This is a genomic window from Cupriavidus necator N-1, from assembly GCF_000219215.1.
Lineage (GTDB): Bacteria > Pseudomonadota > Gammaproteobacteria > Burkholderiales > Burkholderiaceae > Cupriavidus > Cupriavidus necator.
The window spans coordinates 2,954,305-2,977,401 of the sequence record NC_015726.1; the positions used below are offsets into that span (position 1 = coordinate 2,954,305).

General features: G+C 63.2%; 22 protein-coding genes and 1 pseudogene. 2 read left to right on the forward strand and 21 right to left on the reverse strand.

Going from position 1 to position 23,097, the window contains the following annotated elements; genetic code table 11:
• Window positions 1–5: 5 nt before the first annotated feature.
• The 4 genes and pseudogenes from CNE_RS13880 to CNE_RS13895 all read right to left on the reverse strand — a co-directional run bounded on the left by CNE_RS13880 (window position 6) and on the right by CNE_RS13895 (window position 5,141).
• A pseudogene (locus CNE_RS13880) lies at window positions 6–1,215 on the reverse strand (glycosyltransferase).
• Window positions 1,208–2,332: a non-hydrolyzing UDP-N-acetylglucosamine 2-epimerase gene (gene wecB / locus CNE_RS13885; RefSeq protein WP_013957737.1), complete on the reverse strand. Its 1,125-nt coding sequence runs from the start codon at window positions 2,330–2,332 to the stop codon at window positions 1,208–1,210. Before wecB ends, CNE_RS13880 begins: the two are co-directional and overlap by 8 nt.
• Complete coding sequence (locus CNE_RS13890) at window positions 2,329–3,894, reverse strand: polysaccharide deacetylase family protein (protein ID WP_013957738.1); 1,566 nt, start codon at window positions 3,892–3,894, stop codon at window positions 2,329–2,331. Before CNE_RS13890 ends, wecB begins: the two co-directional genes overlap by 4 nt.
• Entirely contained in the window at window positions 3,891–5,141 is a 1,251-nt protein-coding gene (locus CNE_RS13895; RefSeq protein WP_238553005.1) for a phenylacetate--CoA ligase family protein, read from the reverse strand. Before CNE_RS13895 ends, CNE_RS13890 begins: the two co-directional genes overlap by 4 nt.
• On the opposite strand from CNE_RS13895, the gene CNE_RS42105 reads away from it, so the two are divergent.
• On the forward strand, window positions 5,109–5,411 hold the full coding sequence (locus tag CNE_RS42105) for a hypothetical protein (RefSeq protein ID WP_238553007.1): 303 nt from the start codon (window positions 5,109–5,111) through the stop codon (window positions 5,409–5,411). The two genes, CNE_RS13895 and CNE_RS42105, sit on opposite strands and share 33 nt — an antisense overlap.
• A gap of 1 nt (window position 5,412) precedes the next feature.
• Here the strand turns inward: CNE_RS42105 and CNE_RS13900 are convergent, their stop codons facing one another.
• Genes CNE_RS13900 through rfbB form a run of 7 tightly spaced genes read right to left on the reverse strand, consistent with a single transcriptional unit; the run spans window position 5,413 to window position 11,866 of the window.
• Window positions 5,413–6,174: an ABC transporter ATP-binding protein gene (locus tag CNE_RS13900; protein WP_041228452.1), complete on the reverse strand. Its 762-nt coding sequence runs from the start codon at window positions 6,172–6,174 to the stop codon at window positions 5,413–5,415.
• 1 nt (window position 6,175) lies between these two features.
• The gene (locus CNE_RS13905) at window positions 6,176–6,997 is read right to left on the reverse strand and encodes an ABC transporter permease (RefSeq protein ID WP_013957741.1); all 822 of its coding nucleotides are present in this window, start codon (window positions 6,995–6,997) and stop codon (window positions 6,176–6,178) included.
• Between the two features lies 1 nt (window position 6,998).
• Window positions 6,999–8,414: a mannose-1-phosphate guanylyltransferase/mannose-6-phosphate isomerase gene (locus CNE_RS13910; RefSeq protein ID WP_013957742.1), complete on the reverse strand. Its 1,416-nt coding sequence runs from the start codon at window positions 8,412–8,414 to the stop codon at window positions 6,999–7,001.
• Between the two features lie 40 nt (window positions 8,415–8,454).
• Complete coding sequence (gene rfbC / locus CNE_RS13915) at window positions 8,455–9,012, reverse strand: dTDP-4-dehydrorhamnose 3,5-epimerase (RefSeq protein ID WP_013957743.1); 558 nt, start codon at window positions 9,010–9,012, stop codon at window positions 8,455–8,457.
• Entirely contained in the window at window positions 9,009–9,887 is an 879-nt protein-coding gene (gene rfbA / locus CNE_RS13920; RefSeq protein ID WP_013957744.1) for a glucose-1-phosphate thymidylyltransferase RfbA, read from the reverse strand. Before rfbA ends, rfbC begins: the two co-directional genes overlap by 4 nt.
• 10 nt (window positions 9,888–9,897) lie before the next feature.
• Window positions 9,898–10,812 carry a dTDP-4-dehydrorhamnose reductase gene (gene rfbD, locus CNE_RS13925; RefSeq protein WP_013957745.1) on the reverse strand — a complete coding sequence of 305 codons (915 nt, stop codon included), beginning with the start codon at window positions 10,810–10,812 and terminating at the stop codon, window positions 9,898–9,900.
• Complete coding sequence (gene rfbB, locus CNE_RS13930; protein ID WP_013957746.1) at window positions 10,802–11,866, reverse strand: dTDP-glucose 4,6-dehydratase; 1,065 nt, start codon at window positions 11,864–11,866, stop codon at window positions 10,802–10,804. The genes rfbD and rfbB overlap by 11 nt, the downstream gene beginning before the upstream one ends.
• A gap of 231 nt (window positions 11,867–12,097) precedes the next feature.
• On the opposite strand from rfbB, the gene CNE_RS13935 reads away from it, so the two are divergent.
• Window positions 12,098–12,946 (forward strand): symmetrical bis(5'-nucleosyl)-tetraphosphatase, encoded by an 849-nt coding sequence (locus CNE_RS13935; protein WP_013957747.1) that lies wholly within the window; start codon window positions 12,098–12,100, stop codon window positions 12,944–12,946.
• Between the two features lie 35 nt (window positions 12,947–12,981).
• On the opposite strand, the gene CNE_RS13940 is transcribed toward CNE_RS13935, so the two are convergent.
• The 10 genes from CNE_RS13940 to hemC all read right to left on the reverse strand — a co-directional run bounded on the left by CNE_RS13940 (window position 12,982) and on the right by hemC (window position 23,047).
• A complete protein-coding gene (locus CNE_RS13940; RefSeq protein ID WP_013957748.1) occupies window positions 12,982–13,815 on the reverse strand; it encodes a lysophospholipid acyltransferase family protein in 834 nt (277 codons plus the stop codon).
• Window positions 13,812–15,095, reverse strand: coding sequence for a dihydroorotase (locus CNE_RS13945; RefSeq protein WP_041228075.1), 1,284 nt, complete (start codon window positions 15,093–15,095; stop codon window positions 13,812–13,814). Before CNE_RS13945 ends, CNE_RS13940 begins: the two co-directional genes overlap by 4 nt.
• 62 nt (window positions 15,096–15,157) lie before the next feature.
• Window positions 15,158–16,132: an aspartate carbamoyltransferase catalytic subunit gene (locus CNE_RS13950; RefSeq protein ID WP_013957750.1), complete on the reverse strand. Its 975-nt coding sequence runs from the start codon at window positions 16,130–16,132 to the stop codon at window positions 15,158–15,160.
• Between the two features lie 91 nt (window positions 16,133–16,223).
• Window positions 16,224–16,760: a bifunctional pyr operon transcriptional regulator/uracil phosphoribosyltransferase PyrR gene (pyrR, locus tag CNE_RS13955; RefSeq protein ID WP_013957751.1), complete on the reverse strand. Its 537-nt coding sequence runs from the start codon at window positions 16,758–16,760 to the stop codon at window positions 16,224–16,226.
• Window positions 16,757–17,182: a Holliday junction resolvase RuvX gene (gene ruvX / locus CNE_RS13960; RefSeq protein WP_013957752.1), complete on the reverse strand. Its 426-nt coding sequence runs from the start codon at window positions 17,180–17,182 to the stop codon at window positions 16,757–16,759. The genes pyrR and ruvX overlap by 4 nt, the downstream gene beginning before the upstream one ends.
• Complete coding sequence (locus CNE_RS13965; protein WP_035816620.1) at window positions 17,175–17,747, reverse strand: YqgE/AlgH family protein; 573 nt, start codon at window positions 17,745–17,747, stop codon at window positions 17,175–17,177. The genes ruvX and CNE_RS13965 overlap by 8 nt, the downstream gene beginning before the upstream one ends.
• Window positions 17,748–17,849: 102 nt before the next feature.
• A complete protein-coding gene (locus CNE_RS13970; protein WP_013957754.1) occupies window positions 17,850–18,557 on the reverse strand; it encodes a pseudouridine synthase in 708 nt (235 codons plus the stop codon).
• Window positions 18,558–18,708: 151 nt separating this feature from the next.
• Complete coding sequence (locus CNE_RS13975; RefSeq protein WP_013957755.1) at window positions 18,709–19,899, reverse strand: heme biosynthesis protein HemY; 1,191 nt, start codon at window positions 19,897–19,899, stop codon at window positions 18,709–18,711.
• Between the two features lie 4 nt (window positions 19,900–19,903).
• Entirely contained in the window at window positions 19,904–22,024 is a 2,121-nt protein-coding gene (gene hemDX / locus CNE_RS13980; RefSeq protein WP_013957756.1) for a fused uroporphyrinogen-III synthase HemD/membrane protein HemX, read from the reverse strand.
• Window positions 22,025–22,033: 9 nt separating this feature from the next.
• Window positions 22,034–23,047 (reverse strand): hydroxymethylbilane synthase, encoded by a 1,014-nt coding sequence (gene hemC / locus CNE_RS13985; RefSeq protein ID WP_013957757.1) that lies wholly within the window; start codon window positions 23,045–23,047, stop codon window positions 22,034–22,036.
• Window positions 23,048–23,097: the final 50 nt, after the last annotated feature.

Here is a 23,097-nt window from a genome sequence, read left to right on the forward strand (position 1 = left end):
ATCGTTCATGCGCGTGCCTCCAGGCTGCGAACTGTATCAAGCATCTTGGTGGTACGCGCTTCCCAGGTATTGTCGCCAACGAAACGGCATGCCTCGTCACGACTCAGCTTGCCGCGCGCGAGCTGTTTCTCGATTGCAGCGACGAAGCTGTCGGCGTCAGCGCCGACCTCGAGGCCTTCCGAACGTGCCTCGGTGAACGCGAGCGGCGTAGATACGACCGGCAAGCCGGCTGCAAGGTACTCGAAAAACTTCATCGGGAACATGGACTTCGTGTAGTCGTTGAGCAATGTCGGCAGCAAACCGACGCACATGGCCCGAAGGTAGTCCGGCAACTGCGCATAGCTGCGGTAGCCCAGAAAATGCACATTGGACAATTGTGCAAGTTCAGCGACCGGCTTACTCCGCTGACCCTCGCGCTCCTCGCCGATGAATACCCACTGCCAGTCTGGGCGCGCGCGTGCTGCCGCAAGCAGCAGACCGAAGTCAACCTTGAAGTCAGACAACACACCATGGTAGACGACGCGCGGCTCGGGGATCGCGGCCAGTTCCGGTGGCAACTGTCCTGGCTCAAGTGCCCGACCGAAATGGCGGTCATCCACGACATTGGCAAGAAAGTACGTATTCGGATTAAATGACTGACAACGTTCTTTGAGCGACATTGCCGTGGCGAACACTACATCGCACCCGGCCAGCAGGCGCCGCTCTGCCATGTTGAATGCTTCCACATCGACACCGGGAACTGCGGCCAGGTCATCAACACAGTGATAAACCAGCGCACCGCGTTCCAGGCTGTCGACGGCATCCATCATGAACGGGTGATACGTCCAAACCAGCGGTTTGCGCATACCGCGCGCGCGCGAAGCGGCTGATGCCGCTGCGCAGCAATGCCTGATTGAAACGTCGGACCAGCGGCCAGTGATGGAGGGCAGGCACGACCAAGGGCGAAAACACCCATATATTGGTATCGCGCCTGGGAGCGCCAAGCAGCACTGACTGCATGCCCCGCCAGAGCCGGCGCCAGAGTCGGCCCCAGTCGCGCTGGCTCGCCATGCGCGGTGCACGCAGCCCGACGCTCTCCACATAGAGAACACGCCAGCCCATGCGGGCAAGGACGCGCGCCGTATGCTGCTTGTTAGTCCAATACGGCTCGTCCCAGTCGGCGGTCGAAAAGAGCACGCAATCCCCAACGGCGCCAGGCGCTTGATGGCTACCCAAGGAACGCCTCCATTGGCTCGCCAGTCAGGCTTGCCACAATCCGCTCCGCAGCGCGGCCGTCGCCATAGGGATTGCTTCTGGCAGCCAGAGCCTCCCGGCGTGCGGGTTCTTCCAGCCAGCGAATCACTTCCCGCTCAATGTTGATATCGGAACGCCCGGCCAGTGTGGCATAGCCGGCATCGATGCCTTCCATTCGCTCTGTCACATCACGCATGACGACAGTAGGCACGCCAAACGTGGGGGCCTCCTCCTGGATCCCACCAGAATCACTGACGACCAGCACACTGCGGCTGATCAGATAGAGACTAGTCGGATAGTCAACCGGGTCAAGCAAAATGAGATTCGCGATGCCCGACAACTCTTCGAGAACCGGCTTCCGAACTTTTGGATTCAGGTGGACCGGGAAGACCCACTGATATTCCGGATACCGGGCACAGAGGCGCCTGAGCATTCGGCAAATAGCAAGCAACACCTCGCCATGATTCTCCCGACGATGGCAAGTGACGAGAATCTGGGGCGCTCCGTCCTTCAGTGCGACAAGCTCCGCCGGCATCGACGGCGGGGTTTCGCTCCAACTCTGCCGCACTGCGTTGATAGCATCAACAACTGTATTGCCGGTCACGACAATCGCAGCATCGCGAACACCTTCGCTGAGGAGGCTCGCGCGTGCGCGTGCAGTCGGCGCGAAATGCCGAGTAGCAATGCGGCCAAGCAGGCTCCGATTTGCCTCCTCTGGAAATGGGCTCGCAAGGTCGCCGGTGCGCAAGCCTGCCTCCACATGCCCAACCTTGATCCCGCGATGGAAAGCTGCCAGGCCGGCGCACAGCGCTGTAGTCGTGTCCCCCTGCACGAGCACCCAATCTGGCTGCTCCACTTCAAATGCCGCGTCGAACTGCGCAATCAGACGTGCTGTCAGCGCATTCAGCGACTGACCTGGAACCATTGCGTCGTACCGCAAGTCCGGCTTGAGCGAAAAAAACGACATGGCATGCTCAAGCATCTCGCGATGCTGGCCGCTGCTACAAACAACGGTATCCACTAGCGGCCGCAGAGCGGTGATAACCGGGGCCAGCTTGATGACTTCCGGGCGCGTACCCATGACGACCAAGACCTTCATGACAAGCACAACTCCTTTGATACCGGCAAACGGTGGCCCTTGTATTCAACCGCGAGCCCGAGATCGCCGACATGCAACGGTGCCGCCGCGATCCTATAGCCATCGCTTCCAGCTACGACCTGCGTCAACGACTTAGCGCGCACGAAGTCCATGGCGATATCCTCATTCATGAAGAGCGGCTTATCGCTCGTCTGGCGGATATAGGCGACTAGCGCACGATGTGCGTCGATCCGACTCCGCTCATCCTGCCAACCATAGGCGTAGCGCTCGGAAAACGGGTGATCAAGGTAGCCAAACAGTGTGCCGGTGTCCCGAGCAACATCAAACGCCTGCTTGAAGATCGCCAGTGGATCGCCTTCTGCCAGCATGCATTCGCCGTGCAGCATGCATTGCTGACTATGTCCGATGAAGCCGGCCGGCAAGCCGGCAAGTTCCCCGCCGCGCGCGAGAACGAATTCGGGATCATTGCGGATAATGCCACCGATGCAACCTTGGTAGCCTATGTCGGCCAGGGCATGAAGCGCATAGCCTGGCGACTGGTGAAACGGCGAAACGGCGTAGCGCACGTGGCGTCCTGTTGCCTCGCGGAGACGGATGACAGATTGTGAGCCTTCCTGCAAAGCAGCCTCGTAACTGCCCCCCCAGTTAGGTGCATGTGTGGCCGTGTGCGACAGAAGCGCACCGCCTTGAGCAAGCAACTCGTTAAGCAGCGGAATATTGCGTGCAGCGGCGAGATTGCTTGTGTGAACCGCGAGGCTGAATGGCACATCCATGTCTCGATAGGCGTCCCACAACGGGCGCGCCGATTCCACGTCCTCGTCGCAATCCAAACGCGAGGTGATCGCGGCATCATAGCCCCATGGGATCTCGCTCAGAACTGGTTGGCATGGCAAGGTCTCCGCGCGATGGTTCGCGAGAAACGCCTCAACAATCCGCCATTCGAACGAATCGCAAGGCCCAACTGGACGGTTGAACCACAACACGCTCGCGTCGGCCAACTCCCCCAGTGCGGCATACGAACCGGCACGAACGCCATCGACAGTAACTGCAGCAATTTCCTCGGCGCCTGCGTCCATAGCACGAGAGACGGCCCAGGGCGAACCATCAGCCCGGATCGCGCCGAAGCCAAGGTTATTCCACTCGTCTGTGAAGTCGAATCGCTCGAAGGCCCGTTCCCACTTCGCACCGCCTAGTATGGCGGCACGCTCACCATAGGCGACAACTGCTGGGCTGGCGCGCCAGGCGCGGCTTGGCGCCGCCTGGCTCCGGCTCGCTTCAGGTAGCGACGCCGGCCATTCTGCGGATGCCCACCCCAGCCTGTCTGCCAATACAGGTGGAAGCGTACCGAAAAGAATCAGCTTCCGGCGCCCACCTCGCAGCCAACCGACCAGTAGATCCCCCCAGGAATCGGGCAAATCGACGGCGGCAAGTATCGGATAGCCGACATCGAGTGCACCGTGTCCGGCCAGGGCAACTTGCGCGCGGCTGACCGATCGGCGCAGTGCCGCGGCAACAAGCCGGCCCGCTGTACTCGACGGTTGCGCGAACAATACGCCGATCATGCTGTCACCACATGCCTGAACTTTGCGCGGCGCCCCACGCGCACGAAGTCCTCATGTCCTACGAAGGCAATATCGAATCCCGACGGCCAAAACGTCCTGAGCTTCTGGCGCGTCTCGTCGGGGTTCGCCCATGGTTCGAGCACGAGTCGCAGCGTCGGCAACGTCGTACGCAGATCGATCTGAAACTCCTGAATTCCACCAACCCGGTGGTCGAGGATGTCCTGAATGTGGTGGGTGGGGTAGTCGACGCCGTTGATCGGGACGACATCGTGGATACGGCCTGTGATATTTGTCAGAACGAACGCGTCCGAACGCTCTTCAACGGCAGCAAGATCCCCGGTGGCGTAGCGGATCAACGGCATGAGCTTGTTGCGAAAACCGGTGAAAACAAGTTCATGCGCGCCATCGGCGTTGTCGGAAAGCGGCCGACTCTCGGGCCAGCCTTCCGACTCGAGGACCTGCAAGCCCTTTCCAGAGCCGTTCAATTCATAAGCCATCACGCCCAGCTCGGCCAGGCCGTAACGATCCACTACGCGGCAACGCAATGCCGATGCAATCAGCTCGCGCGCCTTTGGCTCGAGCAGCTCACCGCTCGACTCGAACACGGCAAATGTTTTGCCGCCGCCATATCGACGTTGAACATAGGCGGCCAACGCATGGATCGTCGACGGATGCGCGTGCACGAGATAGGGCTTGCGCCGCTTCAGCGTGGTCCAGATTTCCTCCAGGCCGACGTCATCGATACGGTCAAAGAAGATATTGCTGCGATTCATCGCGAAGCATTTGAAGTCTTCGCGCGATGGCCATTCGGGAATTGGATCGTTGGGGAAACGACACGCAAAGTGCAACTCCGAACGATGGCGCAGCTTGCCGATTGCCTGGCGTGCGAAATACGTTACGGATGACGAATAGTCGGCAGCAGGCTGATCGTAGAATATTGTGCACGACAGACCAGTAGAACCGCCAGTCTTGCAAGCATGATGACGAAGGCTTTCCAATGGCCTGGAGAGCAGTCGATTGCCCTGTTCGCGGATGATGTCCTTCGTCAGATAGGGAAGCGCTTCAAGCTGGCGCGCATCCGTGACTCTTTCGGGATTGAATGAGATCGCTCGGAACAGGTCTCGGTAGTACGGCACCTCGGAGCCGGCAAAGCACAGAATGTCACGCAACCGCCCTAGTGCAATGGCGCGACGTTGCGGAAACGGCAACTTGTAATGATGGCGAAGCTCTGCCACTTTGGCGGCCACGTCACGTCGCTCCATGCGATGAGCGATCGGATACGCGACATAGCCGCCTACGATGCCTTTGGCCAGCCTCAATGGCTGGTGTGCGAAAAGCGTTTCGCCATACTGGAGCAAAGGATGATCAGCTCGCATCTCAATTCAATTGGGGCTTCCGCCGCACTGCTGGCGGCTGATGCATATCGGTCGCCGCAATGGGTGATTGTCTTTCAAGCTCTCTGTTCCGCGATCAGCAACGTCGCCGCGGCATTGCGTGTCCAGACTGTTCGTCTGTAAGTCAGCCTGCCTCCTGCCACGTCACTTCTTCGGCCGCTGCGGGAGCAATCGGAGTATCGGATACGATGCTGCCGTGCTGCATTTCGATTCGCCGAGTGCAAATCCGCTGCACCATATTCGGGTCATGTGAGGCAACCACCAGGATCGAGGCATTGCTAACCAACGCCCCGAGCCGCTTCTCGGCCTTCTCGGCAAAAGCAGCATCACCGACGCTCAACCATTCATCCATGATCAATATGTCTGCCTCAACACTCGTCGAGATAGCAAACGCCAGGCGCAACATCATGCCGCTCGAATACGTCCGTACCGGCAAGTTCAGGTATTCGTCCAACTCGCTGAAATCGGCAATCTCATCAATCTTGCTGCGGATCTTTGCCGGTGTCAGGCCATCCAGAATACCGCGAAGATAAATGTTCTCGAAGCCTGTCGCATCAGGGTCCAGTCCCATTGACACGTCGAGCAGCGAGGCGATCTTGCCCTTTGTTTCCAGCATACCGCTCACCGGGGCGTAGACTCCGGACAGTGTCCGCAACAGCGTGGTCTTGCCCGAACCGTTGTGGCCGACCAAAGCAATCCGCTCGCCATCAGAAAAGCGGAAACTAAGCTGATCCAGCGCCGTCACTACCGCGTGATTGCCTGCATCCCGGCCAATCCGGCCCCCGGTTGTCAGGTTCAACACCGCCTTTTTGAGTGAACGATGCGAGTTTTCGTAGATGGGAAAGGAAACCGAAATTTCCCGGGCATTAATGTATGAACTCACGATGTCACAGCCAGTAAGGAACACGGTTGCGATAGCGACGCATCAACATTTGCGCGACCGCAAAGCCAAACACCAGCAAACCGATTGACCATGCCCACGACTCCCAATGGAGAGGCCGACCGGTGATTGGCGCGCGAACCGTCTCGATCAGGTGGTACAACGGGTTATATTCGGCCACCCAGCTGCGCTCTTTCAATATCTCCGGCGACCACATAACCGGCGTGAAGAAAAACACAATCTGGATCAAATTGCCGACGATTGGCGGAATGTCGCGGAACCGCGCGCACAAGACGCCGAGCGAGACGCCGACCCAAATGCCGTGTAGAAGCAACAGCAGGAGAGCCAGCGGCACCAGAAAAAACTCCCAGGTCGGCCAGTGACCGAACGCGATCAGCACGATCACCACTACCGGGAGGCTATGCAGCAAGATCGCAAAATTACGCCACGCGATCCGGCAAACGTGAATTGTCAACGGAATCCGAACCTGTTTGATCAGGTATGCCGCCCCAATAAACGACAAGCAGCCTTCATTGGCCACTGCACCAATGAACTGCCATACCACCAGGCCGACAGCCAAGTATGGAAGATAGTCGCGGATTTCCTGGTGCAGCAACGTTGAATACAACGCCCCAAGAACCACGACCATGATTGCCGTGCTCAGCGTGAACCAGAATGGTCCAATGACCGAGCGTCGATACCGCTGCTTGATGTCATGCCAGCCTAGCGTTCCCCAGATCCGCGCCGAGCGAATGCCGATGATCAGGTCATCGTTCCCAGCATGCTCCGCGAGATGCCGTTCCGTGCGTCCAGTTGCTGCAATATCCATATCAGACACGTCCATACACGTCTTCGAAGCGGACGATGTCGTCCTCCCCGAGGTAATCTCCGCTTTGCACTTCGATCATGATGAGATCGACAACACCCGGATTCTCCAGCCGGTGCTTGTGTCCCGCAGGGATGTAGGTTGATTCATCCGTGGCAACCAGAAACGATTTCTCGCCGTTGACCACTTTCGCCGTGCCGCGCACCACGATCCAGTGTTCGCTGCGATGGTGATGCATTTGCAGGCTGAGACTCGCGCCCGGCTTCACCTCGATCCGCTTGATCTTGAAACGCGGACCCTCTTCAAGCACCGTATAGGCGCCCCAAGGCCGGCGCACAGTGCGATGTAGCTTATAGGTATCGTGACCGCGCTTCTTCAGCTCGCCGTAGATGTGCTTCACATCCTGCGTGCGATCCTTGTGGGCAATCAGCAGCGCGTCGGGTGTATCGACCACAACGAGATTTTCGACGCCCACCGCTCCAATCAGGCGCTCATGGCTCATCACGAAACAGTTGGTGACGTCGTACATGACCACGTCGCCGTCGATTCTGTTTCCGTGCGCGTCAGCCTTCTGTAGGTCGCCAAGCGCCTTCCATGACCCGATGTCGCTCCATCCAATGTTGCAAGGCACCACCGAGGCACTCGTGCACTTCTCCATCACGGCGTAATCAAGTGACTCATCAGGAACCGCGCGAAAAGCGATTGAATCCAAGTCGATTTGGGTCCACTCCGGGCCAGCTGCGACATGCGATTGCTCCATGCATTCGGTAGCGGCGGCAAGAATGTCCGGCCGGTGCTCATTCAGCTCGCGGAGGATGCTGCCGGCGGTAAAACAGAACATGCCGGAGTTCCACAGGAAACGCCCCGAGGCAAGATATTCCTGAGCCTTTTCCAGCGTTGGCTTCTCTACGAAGCGAACAACCTTCGTACCATCCGCCTCGATATAACCAAAGCCGGTTTCCGGCGAATCGGGCTGGATCCCGAACGTCACGATTTTGCCATCGCGCGATAGTGCTTCCGCACGTGCAACGGCTTCAGCGAACGCAGACTGATCGGCGATCAGGTGATCGGCGGTGAGGACCAGCAAGACCTGGTCCTCACCGAACGTATCGGCCACATACCGCGCAGTTACCGCGATCGCGGCTGCAGTATTGCGCCCCGCAGGCTCCAGCAGGAACGACGTGCGAACGCCATCGATACCGACTTCCCGATACTCGTCGACGGTCTTGAAAAAGAGCTCACGATTGGTCACCGTGATGACATGCTCAACCTCAGGCAAGCCCGCCGCCCGAAGATAGGCCTTCTGCAGCAGGCTCTGTCCATCCGCGAGCCGGATAAATGGCTTAGGATGGTGTTCGCGCGATACCGGCCAGAGCCGGGAACCAGCACCGCCACTCAGAATGATTGGAATCAGACTCACATCGTCCTCGCTACCAACATCGGGCAGAAAGAGAGCAAACTCAAACTGCGTCTTCGAAAACTTCCGCCGCGTCGAAGCGCTGGCCTGCAGCATCCTTCGCTGCGAGCATCGGTTCGGCTATCGGCCAGTCGATCGATAGCGTCGGATCATTCCAGACAATGCTACGTTCGAACTCCTGATACCAGTAGTCAGTGGTCTTGTACAGGAACTCTGCGTACTCTGAAGTCACGACAAAGCCATGCGCAAACCCCTCAGGCACCCACAACTGGCGCTTGTTCTCGGCGGAGAGCGTGACACCGACCCATTGACCGAATGTCGGGGATTGCCTGCGGATATCCACGGCAACATCGAAGACCTCGCCGGCCACCACGCGCACCAGCTTGCCTTGCGGGTTCTTGATCTGATAATGCAGGCCGCGGAGGACCCCACGCACTGAACGGGAATGGTTGTCCTGCACGAACGCCCGCCTCACGCCAGTCGCTTCCTCGAACTGACGAGCATTAAAGCTCTCGAAAAAAAAACCACGATCGTCGCCGAATACCTTTGGCTCGACAATCATGACGTCCGGAATCGCAGTGCGAATGACGTTCAGACTCATTTGATGGACTCCGAGATGATTTGCTGCAGGTATTTGCCGTAGCCATTCTTCGACAGGGGAGCGGCCAATGCTTCGACCTGCTCGGCACTAATCCACTTGCTGCGGAAGGCAATTTCTTCCGGGCAGGCAACCATCAGCCCCTGCCGGTGCTGAAGCGTGGCAATAAAGCTCGCCGCCTCCAGCAACGACTCATGCGTGCCGGTATCCAGCCACGCATACCCCCGGCCCATGATTTCCACGTCCAACTGCGCCATCTCCAGATAACGCTTATTGACGTCAGTGATTTCCAGCTCGCCACGCGGTGACGGCTTAATATCTGCGGCGATATCACAGACTTGGTTGTCGTAAAAGTACAGACCGGTCACCGCATAGTGAGAACGCGGTTTTGCCGGCTTCTCCTCCAGTGACAGCGCGCGGAAATTGTCATCAAACTCCACCACGCCATAGCGCTCCGGATCGTGCACGTGATATGCGAAGACTGTCGCACCTTCCTTCTGCTTGGCCGCCCGATCCAACTGGCGCACGAGGTCGTGCCCATGGAAGATGTTGTCCCCCAGGATCAGTGTGGACGGATCCTTGCCGATGAACTCACGGCCGATCAGAAAAGCCTGGGCCAGCCCATCTGGCGACGGCTGCACCGCATACTGCAAATTGATGCCCCACTTGCTGCCATCGCCAAGCATGTCGGCAAAGCGCGGCGTGTCTTCCGGCGTCGAGATAATCAAGATGTCGCGAATCCCCGCCAGCATCAGCGTGGTCAGCGGATAGTAGATCATCGGCTTGTCGTAGACCGGCAGCAGTTGCTTGGAGACCGATCGCGTGATCGGATAGAGCCGAGTACCGGAGCCTCCGGCGAGGATAATGCCCTTGCGCATGATGTCTTGCTCAGGAAAAGATCTGGTCCAGCAGAAAATGTACGCCCTGCTGCCAATCTGGAAGATGAATACCGAAGGTCTGGCGCAGCTTGCTCGTGCCCAGGCGTGAGTTGGCTGGGCGTGGAGCTGGAAGCGGATACGCCGTAGCGGGGATGGCTTCGATACGCGCCGGATCTACCTTCAGCTCTACGCCTTTAGTCGCGGCATAGCGCAGCACTTCGGTAGCATAGGCGTGCCAGGTGGTTTCACCGGCTGCAGCCAGATGGTAAATGCCGGAGGCAAAGACCTGCCGATCACCGAATAGCCAGTGCCGGGCCACAATCTGCGCGGTCACGTCGGCAATCAACGCAGCCGTGGTAGGCGCGCCGAACTGGTCGGCAATCACGCGCAGGCTGTCGCGCTCGCGGCCAAGACGCAGCATGGTCTTTGCAAAATTGCCACCGTGCGCACCGGCCACCCAGCAGGTGCGAAGGATAAGCGCCTGCGCGCCAATGGCCGCAATGGCCTGCTCGCCAGCGAGCTTGCTTTTGCCGTAAACCGACTGTGGGTTGACCGCGTCGCTCTCCACGTAGGCGCCGACCTTGGTACCGTCGAAGACATAGTCGGTCGAATAGTGAACCAGCAAGCTGCCGAGTGCCCTAGCCTCTTCAGCGAGGATACCGGCAGCGATTCCGTTGATGGCAAAGGCCAGATCCGCGTCCGTTTCGGCCTTGTCCACCGCGGTGTAAGCGGCAGGATTGACGATAACATCGGGCCGGTACTCGCGCACCACGCGACGAATGTCATCCGGGCGCGACAAATCACAGCCCGAACGATCGAGCGCCACGACTTTGCCAAGCGGCGCAAGGCTACGCCGCAACTCGAAACCCACTTGGCCGTTGCTGCCGGTAACGAGAACGGTGGGGATGGCGACGTCAGGCTGCATACTGTTTCGTCACCCAGTTTCGATACTCGCCAGACATCACGTCCTGCACCCACGCCTGGTTATCCAGGTACCACTGCACCGTCTTGCGCAGGCCGGACTCAAACGTCTCCGCCGGCTTCCAGCCAAGCTCGCGCTCCAGCTTGCGGGCATCGATCGCGTAACGACGATCGTGGCCAGGACGATCTTTCACGAAGGTAATCTGGTCACGATACGAGCCGGTTGCCTTGGAGGACAGGTCGTCCAGCAGGTCGCACAGCGTGTGCACTACATCGAGGTTGGTTTTCTCGTTCCAGCCGCCGACGTTGTAGGTCTCGCCGAGTCGCCCCTTGGCAAGCACCTCACGAATCGCCGAGCAGTGGTCACGCACGTACAGCCAGTCGCGCACATTCAGCCCATCGCCATAGATCGGCAGCGGCTTGCCCGCCAGCGCATTGGCGATGATCAGCGGTATCAGCTTTTCCGGGAAATGGTACGGACCGTAGTTGTTGGAACAGTTCGTAGTCAGGACCGGCAAGCCGTAGGTATGGTGATACGCGCGCACCAGGTGATCCGAGGCCGCCTTGGATGCCGAGTACGGGCTGTTGGGCGCGTACGGCGTAGTTTCCGAGAACTGGGGATCGGTCTCGCTCAGCGAGCCGAACACCTCGTCGGTTGAGACATGCAGGAAGCGGAAGTCCGACTTGGCCTGCCCTTCGAGGCTGCCCCAGTAAGCGCGAGCCGCTTCCAGAAGCGTGAAGGTCCCAACGATATTCGTCTGGATGAATTCGCCCGGACCATGGATGGACCGGTCTACATGGCTTTCCGCCGCGAAGTGCACGACTGCACGCGGCTTGTAGGTGGTGAAGAGCTTGTCCAGGGCGTCACGGTCACAAATATCCGTTTGCGAGAACACGTGCCGTGGATCGTCCTCGACCGACGCCAGCGTCTTCCGATTGCCTGCATAGGTGAGTTTATCGACGTTGATGACCCCATCCGCCGATTTGTCGCCCAGCCATGCCAGAACGAAGTTGGCGCCGATAAACCCGGCACCGCCAGTGACCAAAATATGCGACAAAACTTGCTCCTTGCCTCGATATGTTTCGACGACCCGACAAAAGCCGAGCGCCCACCTTGTCCTCTTCCTGGACGGCGGGGCGTTAAGTGCCTGCAGAAGTGGCGGTATTCTATCCGACGGAATGCCCTAACCTACATCCCCTCCCCCTCTTTTTGTAGCCTCATGTAACCATGCCACGGTATATCGGTCACAAAACTACAAATAGAAGCGAAATAGTTTTTCCTTCTCTTGATGGTCAACGTTAAAGTGCATTTTTCGACACTCCATGCCATCGGCGATCTCCAAGGCTGCGCCGCCTCCTTGATCGCCCTGCTGGACCAATTGCCCACGGACACCCCCCTCCGCTTCGTCGGCGACTTGGTCAACCGCGGCCCAGCCTCCCTCCAAACCCTCCGCGCCATCCGCGACATGGGCAGCCGCACTAAAACCGTCCTGGGCAACCACGACATCCACCTCCTCGCCGTCGCCGCAGGCGTGCGCAAGAAGGGCAAATCCGACACCCTGGACGACATCCTCACCGCCCCCGATTGTGAGGACCTACTCACCTGGCTCCGCCACCGCCCCCTGGCTTTACTAGAAAACAACTTCCTCCTGGTCCACGCCGGCGTCCTCCCCCAATGGACCGCCACCCAAGTCATCGACCTCGCCCGCGAAGTCGAAGACCAACTCCAAGGCCCCAACTGGCAAGGCTTCCTCGCCGACATCTTCGGCAACGCCGCCGACCGCTGGCACAACGGCCTGCGCGGCATCGAACGCCACCGCGTGGTAATCAATGCCCTCACCCGGCTGCGCTACTGCACTGTCGATGGCGTGATGGACTTCAAGACCAAGGAAGGCCTGGGCAAGGCGCCGGACGGGTTCATGCCGTGGTTCGACGTGCCGGGGCGGCGTACCGAGGACGTGACGGTGGTATGCGGCCATTGGTCGACGCTGGGCCTGGTCATGCGGCCAAACCTGATGGCGCTGGATACAGGCTGCGTCTGGGGTGGCAAGCTGACGGCGGCCCGGTTGGCACAGGATCCTGCCGAACGGACGGTCGTTCAGGTTGAATGCCCGCAATATTGTGACCCGCTGGCCTGACTGGCAATCCCGCGTTGGCGGGGACGACAGGACGGCTAGCTGATGGCAGCGGAGCTTGGCTGGGGTACGCCGCCGGGCTCGACGGGGTGATTCAGCCGTCGGGCCGCGGCGGCAGCGTGTTCCGGCGCGCCCTGGCTGAGGTGGGCGACCACCTCCCTGGCGGAGTTCGCAAGCTCGCGGCGGTCTCCGGAGGCCGGCACCAGCGCAGGCCCGATTACCAATCTGGCCTTGATCCTGGGTGCGCGCAAGACCGCTTCCAGCGACTGCAGCAGTGTGGTCTCGCCGATGTAGGCGGCGGCAAGCGTCGGTTGACCCGTAGCGGCATCGAGGTAGTTCAGCCCCAGGGGCTGCACCGGTAACCCGCCAGAAATCGGCGCCTGCATCAGGTTGGCGTGGAACGGCAGCACCTCGGTACCGTCGGTCGTGGTGCCTTCGGGGAACACGCCGACGAGGTCGCCCTGCAGCATCACGTCGGTGATGTCGTGCAGCACGCGGTGGGCATCGCGTTTACGCGCCCGTTCGATGAAGATCGTTCCCGTCTTGCCGCACAGCCACCCAATCAGCGGCCAGTCGCGTATCTCCGACTTGGCGACGAAGCGCACCGGCTGCCAGCTGTGGATGACGTAGATATCCAGCCACGAAATGTGGTTGGAAACCACCATCGCGCCCTGGCGGCCGGCGCCGTGCGACGCTGCGCCGGTGGCATCCACCACTTCGACCTCCACCCCGCAAATCCGCAGCAACCGCCGCGACCAGCGGCGGATATGCCACTCGCGCGTGCGCACACCCAGCCACGGGAACAGCAAGGCGCAGGTCACCAGCCCGCGCAGCAGGTGCAGCACCAGCGCGGTCTTGCGCAGCCAGATCATGCGTGGGCGTGGTTTCCGTAGACGACTTGCCCGCCGACCAGGGTCATGCGGACCTTGCCTTCCATCTCGTAGCCGAGCCACGGCGAGTTCTTGCCCTGGCTCTTGATGGAGCGGCGGTCGACCTTCCAGACTTGCTTGGGATCGAACACGCACACATCGGCGGCGCTGCCTACGGCCAGGGTGCCGGCCTTGAGGCCGATCACGCGGGCGGGTTCGGCTGTGATGCGGGCCAGTGCCTGGGCCAGCGGGACCTTGTGGTCGGTGGCCCAGCGCAGGGTCAGCGGCAGCAGCAGTTCCAGGCCGGTTGCGCCTGGCGATGCCTCGGCGAACGGCAGCAGCTTCTCGTCGTCGTCGACCGGGGTGTGATCGGAGCACAGGGCGTCGATGGTGCCGTCGGCCAGCGCGGCGACGATGGCGTCGCGGTCGCGCGGGCTGCGCAGCGGCGGCGAGAAGCGCATCTGCGAATTGAAGTAGCCGATATCCATATCGGTCAGCGCGACGTGGTGGATATTGACGTCGCAGGTCACGGCCAGGCCTTCGCGCTTGGCCTGGCGCACCAACTCCAGCCCGGCCGCGGACGACAGGCGGCACAGGTGCACGCGCGCGGCGGTGCTGCGCATCAGTTCGAAGATGGTGTGCAGGCGCACGGTTTCGGCGATCACTGACACGCCGGACAGGCCCAGGCGCGACGCCACCGCGCCGCTGGCGGCCACGCCGCCGCCAAGGAAGGGGTCTTCCGGGCGCAGCCAGACGGTGAAGCCGAAGGTCTGTGCGTATTGCAGCGCGCGCAGCAGCACCTGGGTGTTATGCACCGGGGCCTCGGCCTGGCTGAAGCCGACGCAGCCGGCCTCGGTCAGCTGGTTCATCTCGGTCAGGGTCTCGCCCTTGAGGCCCAGCGTGAGCGCGCCCAGCGGGTACACGTGGGTCTGGTTCAGGGTGCGGGCGCGGAATTTCAGCATTTCCACCAGGCCGGGCTCATCGAGCACCGGATCGGTATCGGGCGGGCAGACCAGGCTGGTCACGCCGCCGGCGGTGGCGGCGGCCACTTCGGATTCGAGCGTGGCCTTGTATTCGTAGCCGGGCTCGCGCAGGCGCGCGGAGAGGTCGACCAGGCCAGGGCACACGATCAGGCCGCTGGCGTCGATGGTCTTGTTGGCGGTGAAGTCCGCCGGGGCGCTGCCCACGCCGACGATCTTGCCGGCGGCGATGTAGAGGTCCTGCGCGGCGTCGGTGTTGCTGGCCGGATCGATCAGGCGGCCGCCCTTGATGTGAATCTTCATAGCGTGGCTTGTCGTGTCGCTTGGCTGGTTCAGTGTGTTCTGGCTCGTGTCGCTCGACCGCGTCATTCGTCGCTATTTCCCGCCACGATGCCCATCACCGCCATGCGCACGGCGATGCCGAAGGTCACCTGGTTCAGGATCACGGACTGCGGGCCGTCGGCCACGGCGGAGTCGATCTCGACGCCGCGGTTCATGGGGCCCGGGTGCATCACGATGGCGTCGCGATTGGCCAGTGCCAGGCGCTCCGGCGTGAGGCCGTAGGCCTTGAAGTATTCCTGCGCCGACGGCAGCAGCGCGCCGCTCATGCGCTCGTTCTGCAGCCGCAGCATGATGACCACGTCCACGCCCTTCAGGCCCTCTTCCATGTTGTGGAAGACGCGCACACCCATCTGCTCCAGTCCCGACGGCAGCAGCGTGCGCGGGCCAATCGCGCGCACTTCGGGCACTCCCAGCGTGGTCAGCGCGTGGATGTCGGAGCGTGCCACGCGCGAGTGCAGGATGTCGCCGACAATGGCCACCGTCAGGTTGGTGAAGTCCTTCTTGAAGTGCCGGATCGTGTACATGTCCAGCAGGCCTTGCGTCGGATGCGCGTGGCGGCCGTCGCCGGCGTTGATCACGTGCACGTGCGGCGCGACGTGCTCGGCGATCAGGTAAGGTGCGCCCGAGCTGGCATGGCGCACCACGAACATGTCGGCGGACATCGCCGACAGGTTGTTGATGGTGTCCAGCAGCGACTCACCCTTGCTGGTCGACGAGGCGTTGATGTTCAGGTTCAGCACGTCCGCCGACAGCCGCTTGGCGGCGATCTCGAAGGTGGTGCGGGTGCGGGTGGAGTTCTCGAAGAACAGGTTGAACACGCTCTTGCCGCGCAGCAGCGGCACCTTCTTGACATCGCGGTCTGAGTCGGACAGCGATACGAACTGGCTGGCGGTGTCGAGGATGTGCGTGATCATGTCACGCGACAACCCCTCGATCGACAGCAGGTGCTTCAGTTCGCCGTTCTTGGTGAGCTGCGGGTTGCGGAACGTCTTGGTCATGGCTGGTCGGGCGCGGGCAAAAAACGGGGGTGGTCTGGTCTCGGAGCTGGGGGTCAGGCGCGCACGGCGCGCCTGGGGCATTCGGGCCGGTTCAGCCGGTGGCGGAATCGGTAGGTTCGGTCGCAAAGGCGAAATGCGCGCCGGCGCCCTCGCCCTGGCGCGAAAGCACCAGCGTGGTGCCGGGCGGCAGCGCCATCTCGGCGGCAGTCAGGTCGGCGGCAATCGGCAGCTGGCGCCCGCCGCGGTCGACCAGCACGCCCAGCGCCACGCGCGCGGGACGGCCGTAGTCGAACAGCTCGTTGACGGCGGCACGGATGGTGCGGCCCGTGGCCAGCACATCATCGATCAGCAGGATATTGCGGTCATCCACCGAAAACGGCAGCGTGGTCGGCTGGGCCTGGCTGTGCAGGCCTTTCTTGGCATAGTCGTCGCGATGGAAGGCAACGTTGATCACGCCATGCTCGGGCAGTTTCAGGTCCGCGGCCAGCCGCGCGGCGATCCACGCACCGCCTGAGTAGATGCCGGCCACCGACCAGCGCGCGCGCTCAGCCTCGGGGATCAATGCCTGGGCCTGGTCCAGCAGCTTGCGGTACAGCGACTCGGCGTCGGGAACGGAAATCTGCGTCATAGCGGGAATTGGTCGAAATACTGTTGCAGGATGATGCGGGCGGCCTCGGCATCGAGCTCGCCGCGGCGGGCGCCGGCCATCGACGCGGCGCGCGAGGTATAGCGCTCGTCCACCCACTCCACCGGCAGGTCAAAGCGGCCATTGAGCTGGTTGCCGAAACGCCGCGCCAGCTTCATCGAGGGCTGCTCGCCACCTTCGGGGTTGACCGGCATGCCGACGATCAGCTGCACCGGGTTCCACTCCTGGATGAGCGCCGCCACGGCCTCAAAGCGGCCTTCCACGGTGATATTGGGGAGGATGGTCAGCGCACGCGCCTCGCGCGTGATGAAATTGCCCAGCGCGACGCCGATCTTTTTTTCGCCGTAGTCGAATGCCAGGACCGTGCCGTCGCGGGGCAGTTCACGCCCCACGGCATCAGGCATGCCCGGCCTCGCCGGACAGCATGGTGAAGTCGATGCCCAGCAACCGAATGGCGGCGGCGAAGCGCTCGTCGGGCGGCACGCTGAAGATGATCTCGGGGTCGGCCTGGACCGTCAGCCAGCCGTTGCGGCTGAGCTCTTCCTCCAGCTGGCCGGCACCCCAGCCGGAGTAACCCAGCGTCAGCAGGAAGCGGTGCGGGCCGCTGCCGTTGGCCACAGCCTCCAGCACGTCCTTGGAGGTGGTCATCTCCAGCCCGCCCGGCACAGCCAGCGACGAGACATAGACGCCCACCGGGTCATGCAGCACGAAGCCGCGCTCGGTCTGCACCGGGCCGCCGAAGTAGACCGGCTGGTGCGCGACTGGCTGGATTTCAAGCTTGAGGTCGATCTTGTCGAACAGCGTGGCCATGTCGATGTCGATGGGCCGGTTGATCACCAGCCCGAGCGCGCCACGATCATTGTGTTCGCAGATATAGACGACGGAACCCGAAAAAGTCGGATCGGCCATGCCAGGCATGGCAATCAGGAACTGATTGGTCAGATTGATAGGTGCTTCGGGCTTCGCCATGCCTTGCATTTTATCAAATCGCCGGGGGTCTTCCGGAAAAGATTGGCGGGCGCTGCAGTGCAGCAATGAGCGCCCCGCCACGCTCTGGAACTGTCGTTTGGCTCAATCCTTGCCGGCCAGCGCCGCCAGCTCTTGCGCCGTCAGCCAGCGCCACCCGCCTTCGGCCAGGGCCGGATCGAGCTGCAGGCCGCCAATGGCGCTGCGATGCAGCGCGCTGACATGGTTGCCGGCCGCCGCCACCATGCGCTTGACCTGATGGTACTTGCCTTGCACCAGGGTCAGCCGCAGACTGCGTTCGCCGGTGATCTCACACGCTTCTGCCGCGATCGGTGCCGGTTCGTCGAGCAGCTGCACGCCACTGCACAGCGCTTCGGCCTGTTCCGGCGTGACCGGCTCGGCAGTCGTCACTTCATAGATCTTGGGTACCTTGCGCTTGGGCGAGGTCTGGGCGTGGATGAACTGGCCATCGTCGGTCAGCAGCAGCAACCCGGTGGTGTCGTGGTCCAGCCGCCCCACGGCCTGCACCTCGCGCTGGCGCAGCGGCACCGGCAGCAGGTTGTAGACGCTGGGATGATGGCGCGGACGCTGCGAGCACTCGTAGCCGGTGGGCTTGTTCAGCATCAGGTAGGCCTTGGTGCAGGCCAGCCATTCCTCGCCGTCGACGGTGAGCCGCAGGCCGTCGACTTCAAACTGCGCGCGCGGGTTTTCGCACAGTTCGCCGTTGACTTCGACCAGCCCGGCGGCGATCAGGTCGCCGCAGTACCGGCGCGTGCCAAAGCCCTGGGATTGGAGGATGCGGTCGAGTGTCATGTAATGGATGGTGATAGGGATGGATGGTGACGCGGATGCTGTGTGGCAGTCCGGATTGCTGCCGCAGTTTGCCTGCGGTCGGTGCGCCCCACTCCCGCTTGCGGGAGAGAGGGAGCACTCGATCGGTTAGTTCACGTGCAGCCTGAAATCCTCACGCCGCCAGCATCGCGCTCTCGCGATAATGCCGCTGCGCGTCGTCGAAGCGCTCGGTTTCCTCGAAGAGCCGCGCCAGCGCCAGGTGCGTGCGCACGCGCAGGCGGCGCTGCTGGTCGGGCTCGGCGTATTTGAGCGCGCGCTCGAAGCTGGACTGGGCCTTGCCCCACAGCTTCTCGCCCAGGCACAGCACGCCCAGCGTGTAGTAGAGGTCGGCGTCGGCGGGATGCGCCGCCAGCCATTTCTCGGCCTGCTGGATCTGCGGCAGCGCGTGGCCGGGAACTGCGCAATCGGCATAGCGCAGCACCAGGCGGCTGTCCCAGTTGACCTTGAGCGCGTCTTCGATGATGCGGCGGGCCTCGTTCTGCCGGCCCAGCGCTGCGAAGTAGCGCGCGGCGGGCTCGGCGATGCGGGTGGCGCGGCGCTCGTCGGCGGACAGCGAGCGCCAGAACTCAGACAGCGCGTCGGCGTCGTGGCGGCGCTCGTCCAGCATGGCTTCGACGGCCATCTGCTTGAGCCGCAGCGCCAGCACCGGATGCAGCGCGTTGCGCTTTTCCAGCGAGCGCGCCAGGCGCAGCACCTCGGTCCAGTTCTTCAGGTGCTGGTGCGCGCGCAGCGCGATGCGCTGCACGTGGATCTGGCGCGCACCCTGCGACTGCAGCTGGGCGATGGTTTCCAGCGCGCCGTCGGCGTCGCGGGCATCGACCAGCAACTCGGCCATCGACACCAGCCGTGCCTGCTCGCGCTCGGGGTCGGTGACCTGCGACATCCAGGCGTCGCGCCGCTCGGTTTCCTGCATCCGGTGCGCGGCGCGGGCGCCGATCAGCGCGGCGGTCTGGGCCTGGTCGTCCCAGGACTGCGCCTCGCGCGCGGCGCGCTCGGCGCGGGCGAAGCGGCCGGCAAACAGGTTTTCGATCGACTCGCGCAGCGCCGCCTGTGCCTTGCTCATGCGGCTGCGCTCGCGGTAGGCGGCGGCGCGGCGCGGCATGTCGGCCAGATGGCGGACGGTGGACATCACCGTCCACACCACGAAGAACAGCAGCAGCAGCAAGGCCAGCGCCAGGTTCAGCGACAACTCGACGCGGTACGGCGGATAGAACAGCACCACATTGCTGTGGTTGAACTGCGTGAACAGGGCCAGCCCGACGGCGCCGCCAAACAGGACCGCAACCCAGAACAGAAGGCGCATGGGCTTACTCCTTCTTCAGGGCATGCAGCGCGCCCAGGCTTTCGGACATGGTCGGCAGCTGCACCGTGACCGCCCCCGCCTGCGCCTGCCGCAGCAGCGTCAGCACCCCCTGCACCCGGCGCGACTTGGTATCGAAATAGCGGCTGATCATCGCCTGCGCGGCGGCCAGGTCATTGCGGAACACGGGTTCGTTGCGCGACAGCAATGCCAGGCGCGCATTGAGCAGGCGCAGCTTGACGTTCTCGCGCAGGAACCAGCCCTGATCGCCAGACAGCAGCAGCGCCTCGGCGTCGTCGACCTTGCGGATGCGGACCACCTGCGCCAGTTCCTCGCGCAGGTAGTCCCACAGGCGCGTGAACCAGCCCGGACCCGTGCCGTTGGCGGCGGCCGGCGCGCTGGCACCGTTGCCGGCGGCACCCTTGCGGGCGTCGGCCTCGCTGCGTTCCAGCATGCGTTCGCTGGACAGCAGCGGCAGTGCGTCGACCTGGTTGATGGCCTCGTCCAGCTTGATTGCGGCGCCGGTCAGATCGGTGTCGGGCACCGCCTTCATGCGCGCGACGTCGCGCGCGATCGCGCGGCGCAGCAGGTTGTATTGCGGCTTGTCGGCGCGCGCCAGGCGGGCGTCGGCGCTTTGCAGCGCGGCCAGCGCCACCTGCACGTTGCCGGTCAGTTGCAGTTGCTGGCCGGCACTGGTCAGCAGCTGCTGGATCTCGGCGATTTCCCAGTCGTCGCGGTTGCGCATCAAGTCCTGGTAGACCTGTTCCAGCGCCACCTGCTTGTCGCGGGTCTCGCCGACCTGGTTCTCCAGCGCACCGACCTTGGCCTGCAGTTCCTTGACCGTCTCCTGCGCGTTGCGGGTCAGCACGCGCGACTCCTGCACCAGCGCATCGTTGCTTTGCTGGCGGCGCGCCAGCTCGCCGGTCAGGTGGTCAACGCGCTGCTGCAGCCACCAGAAGCCGCCAGCCGTTGCCACCACCAGCACGGCGACCAGCGCCCACAACGCAGCGGACCGCCGTGAGGCTGCACTGGGAGCAGCGGGGGTCGCGGGGCCCGGCGCGGGCGCGGCTTGCGCCGATGCTGCGGAGGCCGCCGTGGGCGGCGGCGTAGCGGAGGAGGACGTGGTTTCTTGCGTCACGCGTTCGACCTTCGTTGACGTTGCGGGAACTGCTGCGTCCGGCACGGGGGCCGGCGGCGCTTCGGCTTTGGCGCTCGGCGGGCTGGCTTCGATTGCCGCGCTGGCCATGCTTGCCGGCGCCGGACCGGCATGGGCATCGGCCCACTGCAGGCACGCCGCCAGCAAGCCGGCATCGCCCGGGGCGGCGCGCAGGACATGGGGGAAACCCAGCGCCAGCGCCTGTTCGGCGATTCTCGCATGCGGCGCGATGCACTGCACCTGCCGCAGGGCAGCGTCTTCCTCAGGCGACAGATGCTGGCGTGCCAGCGCGTCAAGGTTGCGCACCGCTTCAGAACTGGTTATGAGCCACGCGTGCGGCGCCGCGCCGGGACGCAGGTTGTCGCGTACGGCCTGCCACTGCATGGCGCTGGGTTCGGGCAGCGTGCGCTGGTAGGCCTCGACGGCCTCGACCTGGGCACCGGCCTCGCGCAGGCGGTCGCCCAGCCAGTCGCGCCCGCCGTTGCCGCGGATGATCAGGACCGGCTTGCCCGCCAGCGCGGCGGGATCAAGCCGGGCCCACAGGGCCTCGGAATCAAAGCGCAGCGCTTCGGCGTCCGGCGCGGCGTCATCGGCGCCCTGCCCGTTCGCGACAGCGCCCGCGGGCGCAATCACCCGGCACGCGGGCGGCGTGATGCCGCGCTCGGCCAGGGCGGCGACGCTGGCCGGCCCGACCACCGCCAGCGGCACCTGCGCCGGCCATTGGGCCACGGACGCGCCCTGCACGCCGGCCAGCGCGTCGAGCGCGTAGGTAATGGCATTGGGACTGACAAAGACCACCAGCGCAAAGGTGTCCAGCCGCGCCAGTGCCGCGCGCAGCGGCGCGTCGTCAGCGGCCGGGCCGATGGCCAGCAAGGGAAAGCTGAGTACGTCCAGGCCCGCGGCCTGCAGCGCCTCGGTCAGTTGCCGGGACTGCCCGGCGGGTCGTGTGACAACGACGGTCGGGCTGGGCATGGGGCAGCCTCAGGCAGGAGCTTGGGAGCCGGCGGGATCGCCAGAATCGGCCAGTGCCGCGAGGATGGCTTCGGCACCCTGCGCCAGCAGGTCGCGCGCGCAGGCCTGGCCCAGCGCTTCGGCGGCGGCCAGGTCAGCAGCCGGTCCGGACGCGGCAGCGCGGATGGCGCGCGTGCCATCGGGCAAGGCGACAAAGGCGTCCAGCCTCAACTGATCGCCTTCCCAGCGCGCATGGGCGGCCAGCGGCACCTGGCACGAGCCGCCCAGCATGCGCGACACGGCGCGCTCGGCGGTCACGGCCAGCGCCGTCGGCTGGTGGTTCAGGGTTGCCAGCCATTGCGCCAGTTCAGGGCGGTTCGCCGGGATCTCGATGCCGAGGGCGCCCTGGCCTGCGGCCGGCAGCGACACCTCGATCGGGATCAGCGCGCGGATTCGCTCGCCCAGGCCCAGGCGCTTGAGGCCGGCGGCGGCCAGGATGATGGCGCCGTATTCGCCGCGATCCAGCTTGCCCAGCCGCGTGTCCAGGTTCCCGCGCAGCGGCTTGATCACCAGTTGCGGGTAGCGGCTGCGCAGCGCGGCTTCACGGCGCAGGCTGGAGGTGCCGACCACGGTGCCGGCCGGCATCTCGTCCAGCGAGGCGTAGGCGGAAGACACCAGCGCGTCGCGCGGATCCTCGCGTTCCATCACCGCGGTCAGGGCGAAGCCTTCGGGCAACTCCATCGGCACATCCTTGAGCGAATGCACCGCCAGGTCTGCCCGGCCTTCGTCCATCGCGAACTCCAGTTCTTTGACAAACAAACCCTTGCCGCCGACTTTGGACAGCGTACGGTCTAGAATCTGGTCTCCGCGCGTCGTCATGCCAAGAATGGACACGTCGCACGCGGGATAGTATTGTTGCAACGCAGCACGCACATGTTCTGCCTGCCACAGGGCCAGACGGCTCTCTCGGGAGGCAATGACGAGCTTTTGCGGAAGATTGCGAGACACGACAGCGGTAGAGGAAGACAGGGTGGCAGACGACATGCGCCAATGGTAGCACGCGCCCCAATAGCCCCTCCGCACCAATAGATAAG

Excerpts from the sequence above, each read along its gene's own strand:
- hemC (WP_013957757.1), bottom strand. The coding sequence starts at position 23,047 with ATGTCGTCTGCCACCCTGTCTTCCTCTACCGCTGTCGTGTCTCGCAAT.
- CNE_RS13970 (WP_013957754.1), bottom strand. The coding sequence starts at position 18,557 with ATGACACTCGACCGCATCCTCCAATCCCAGGGCTTTGGCACGCGCCGG.
- rfbA (WP_013957744.1), bottom strand. The coding sequence starts at position 9,887 with ATGCGCAAGGGCATTATCCTCGCCGGAGGCTCCGGTACTCGGCTCTAT.
- hemDX (WP_013957756.1), bottom strand. The coding sequence starts at position 22,024 with ATGCCCAGCCCGACCGTCGTTGTCACACGACCCGCCGGGCAGTCCCGG.
- CNE_RS13945 (WP_041228075.1), bottom strand. The coding sequence starts at position 15,095 with ATGAAGATTCACATCAAGGGCGGCCGCCTGATCGATCCGGCCAGCAAC.
- ruvX (WP_013957752.1), bottom strand. The coding sequence starts at position 17,182 with ATGCCTGATGCCGTGGGGCGTGAACTGCCCCGCGACGGCACGGTCCTG.
- CNE_RS13935 (WP_013957747.1), top strand. The coding sequence starts at position 12,098 with ATGGTCAACGTTAAAGTGCATTTTTCGACACTCCATGCCATCGGCGAT.
- CNE_RS13975 (WP_013957755.1), bottom strand. The coding sequence starts at position 19,899 with ATGCGCCTTCTGTTCTGGGTTGCGGTCCTGTTTGGCGGCGCCGTCGGG.
- rfbD (WP_013957745.1), bottom strand. The coding sequence starts at position 10,812 with ATGCAGCCTGACGTCGCCATCCCCACCGTTCTCGTTACCGGCAGCAAC.
- pyrR (WP_013957751.1), bottom strand. The coding sequence starts at position 16,760 with ATGACGCAGATTTCCGTTCCCGACGCCGAGTCGCTGTACCGCAAGCTG.
- CNE_RS13940 (WP_013957748.1), bottom strand. The coding sequence starts at position 13,815 with ATGATCTGGCTGCGCAAGACCGCGCTGGTGCTGCACCTGCTGCGCGGG.
- CNE_RS13965 (WP_035816620.1), bottom strand. The coding sequence starts at position 17,747 with ATGGCGAAGCCCGAAGCACCTATCAATCTGACCAATCAGTTCCTGATT.
- CNE_RS42105 (WP_238553007.1), top strand. The coding sequence starts at position 5,109 with ATGATGGCGAAGCTCTGCCACTTTGGCGGCCACGTCACGTCGCTCCAT.
- rfbC (WP_013957743.1), bottom strand. The coding sequence starts at position 9,012 with ATGAGTCTGAACGTCATTCGCACTGCGATTCCGGACGTCATGATTGTC.
- wecB (WP_013957737.1), bottom strand. The coding sequence starts at position 2,332 with ATGAAGGTCTTGGTCGTCATGGGTACGCGCCCGGAAGTCATCAAGCTG.
- CNE_RS13950 (WP_013957750.1), bottom strand. The coding sequence starts at position 16,132 with ATGACCAAGACGTTCCGCAACCCGCAGCTCACCAAGAACGGCGAACTG.
- CNE_RS13890 (WP_013957738.1), bottom strand. The coding sequence starts at position 3,894 with ATGATCGGCGTATTGTTCGCGCAACCGTCGAGTACAGCGGGCCGGCTT.
- CNE_RS13905 (WP_013957741.1), bottom strand. The coding sequence starts at position 6,997 with ATGGATATTGCAGCAACTGGACGCACGGAACGGCATCTCGCGGAGCAT.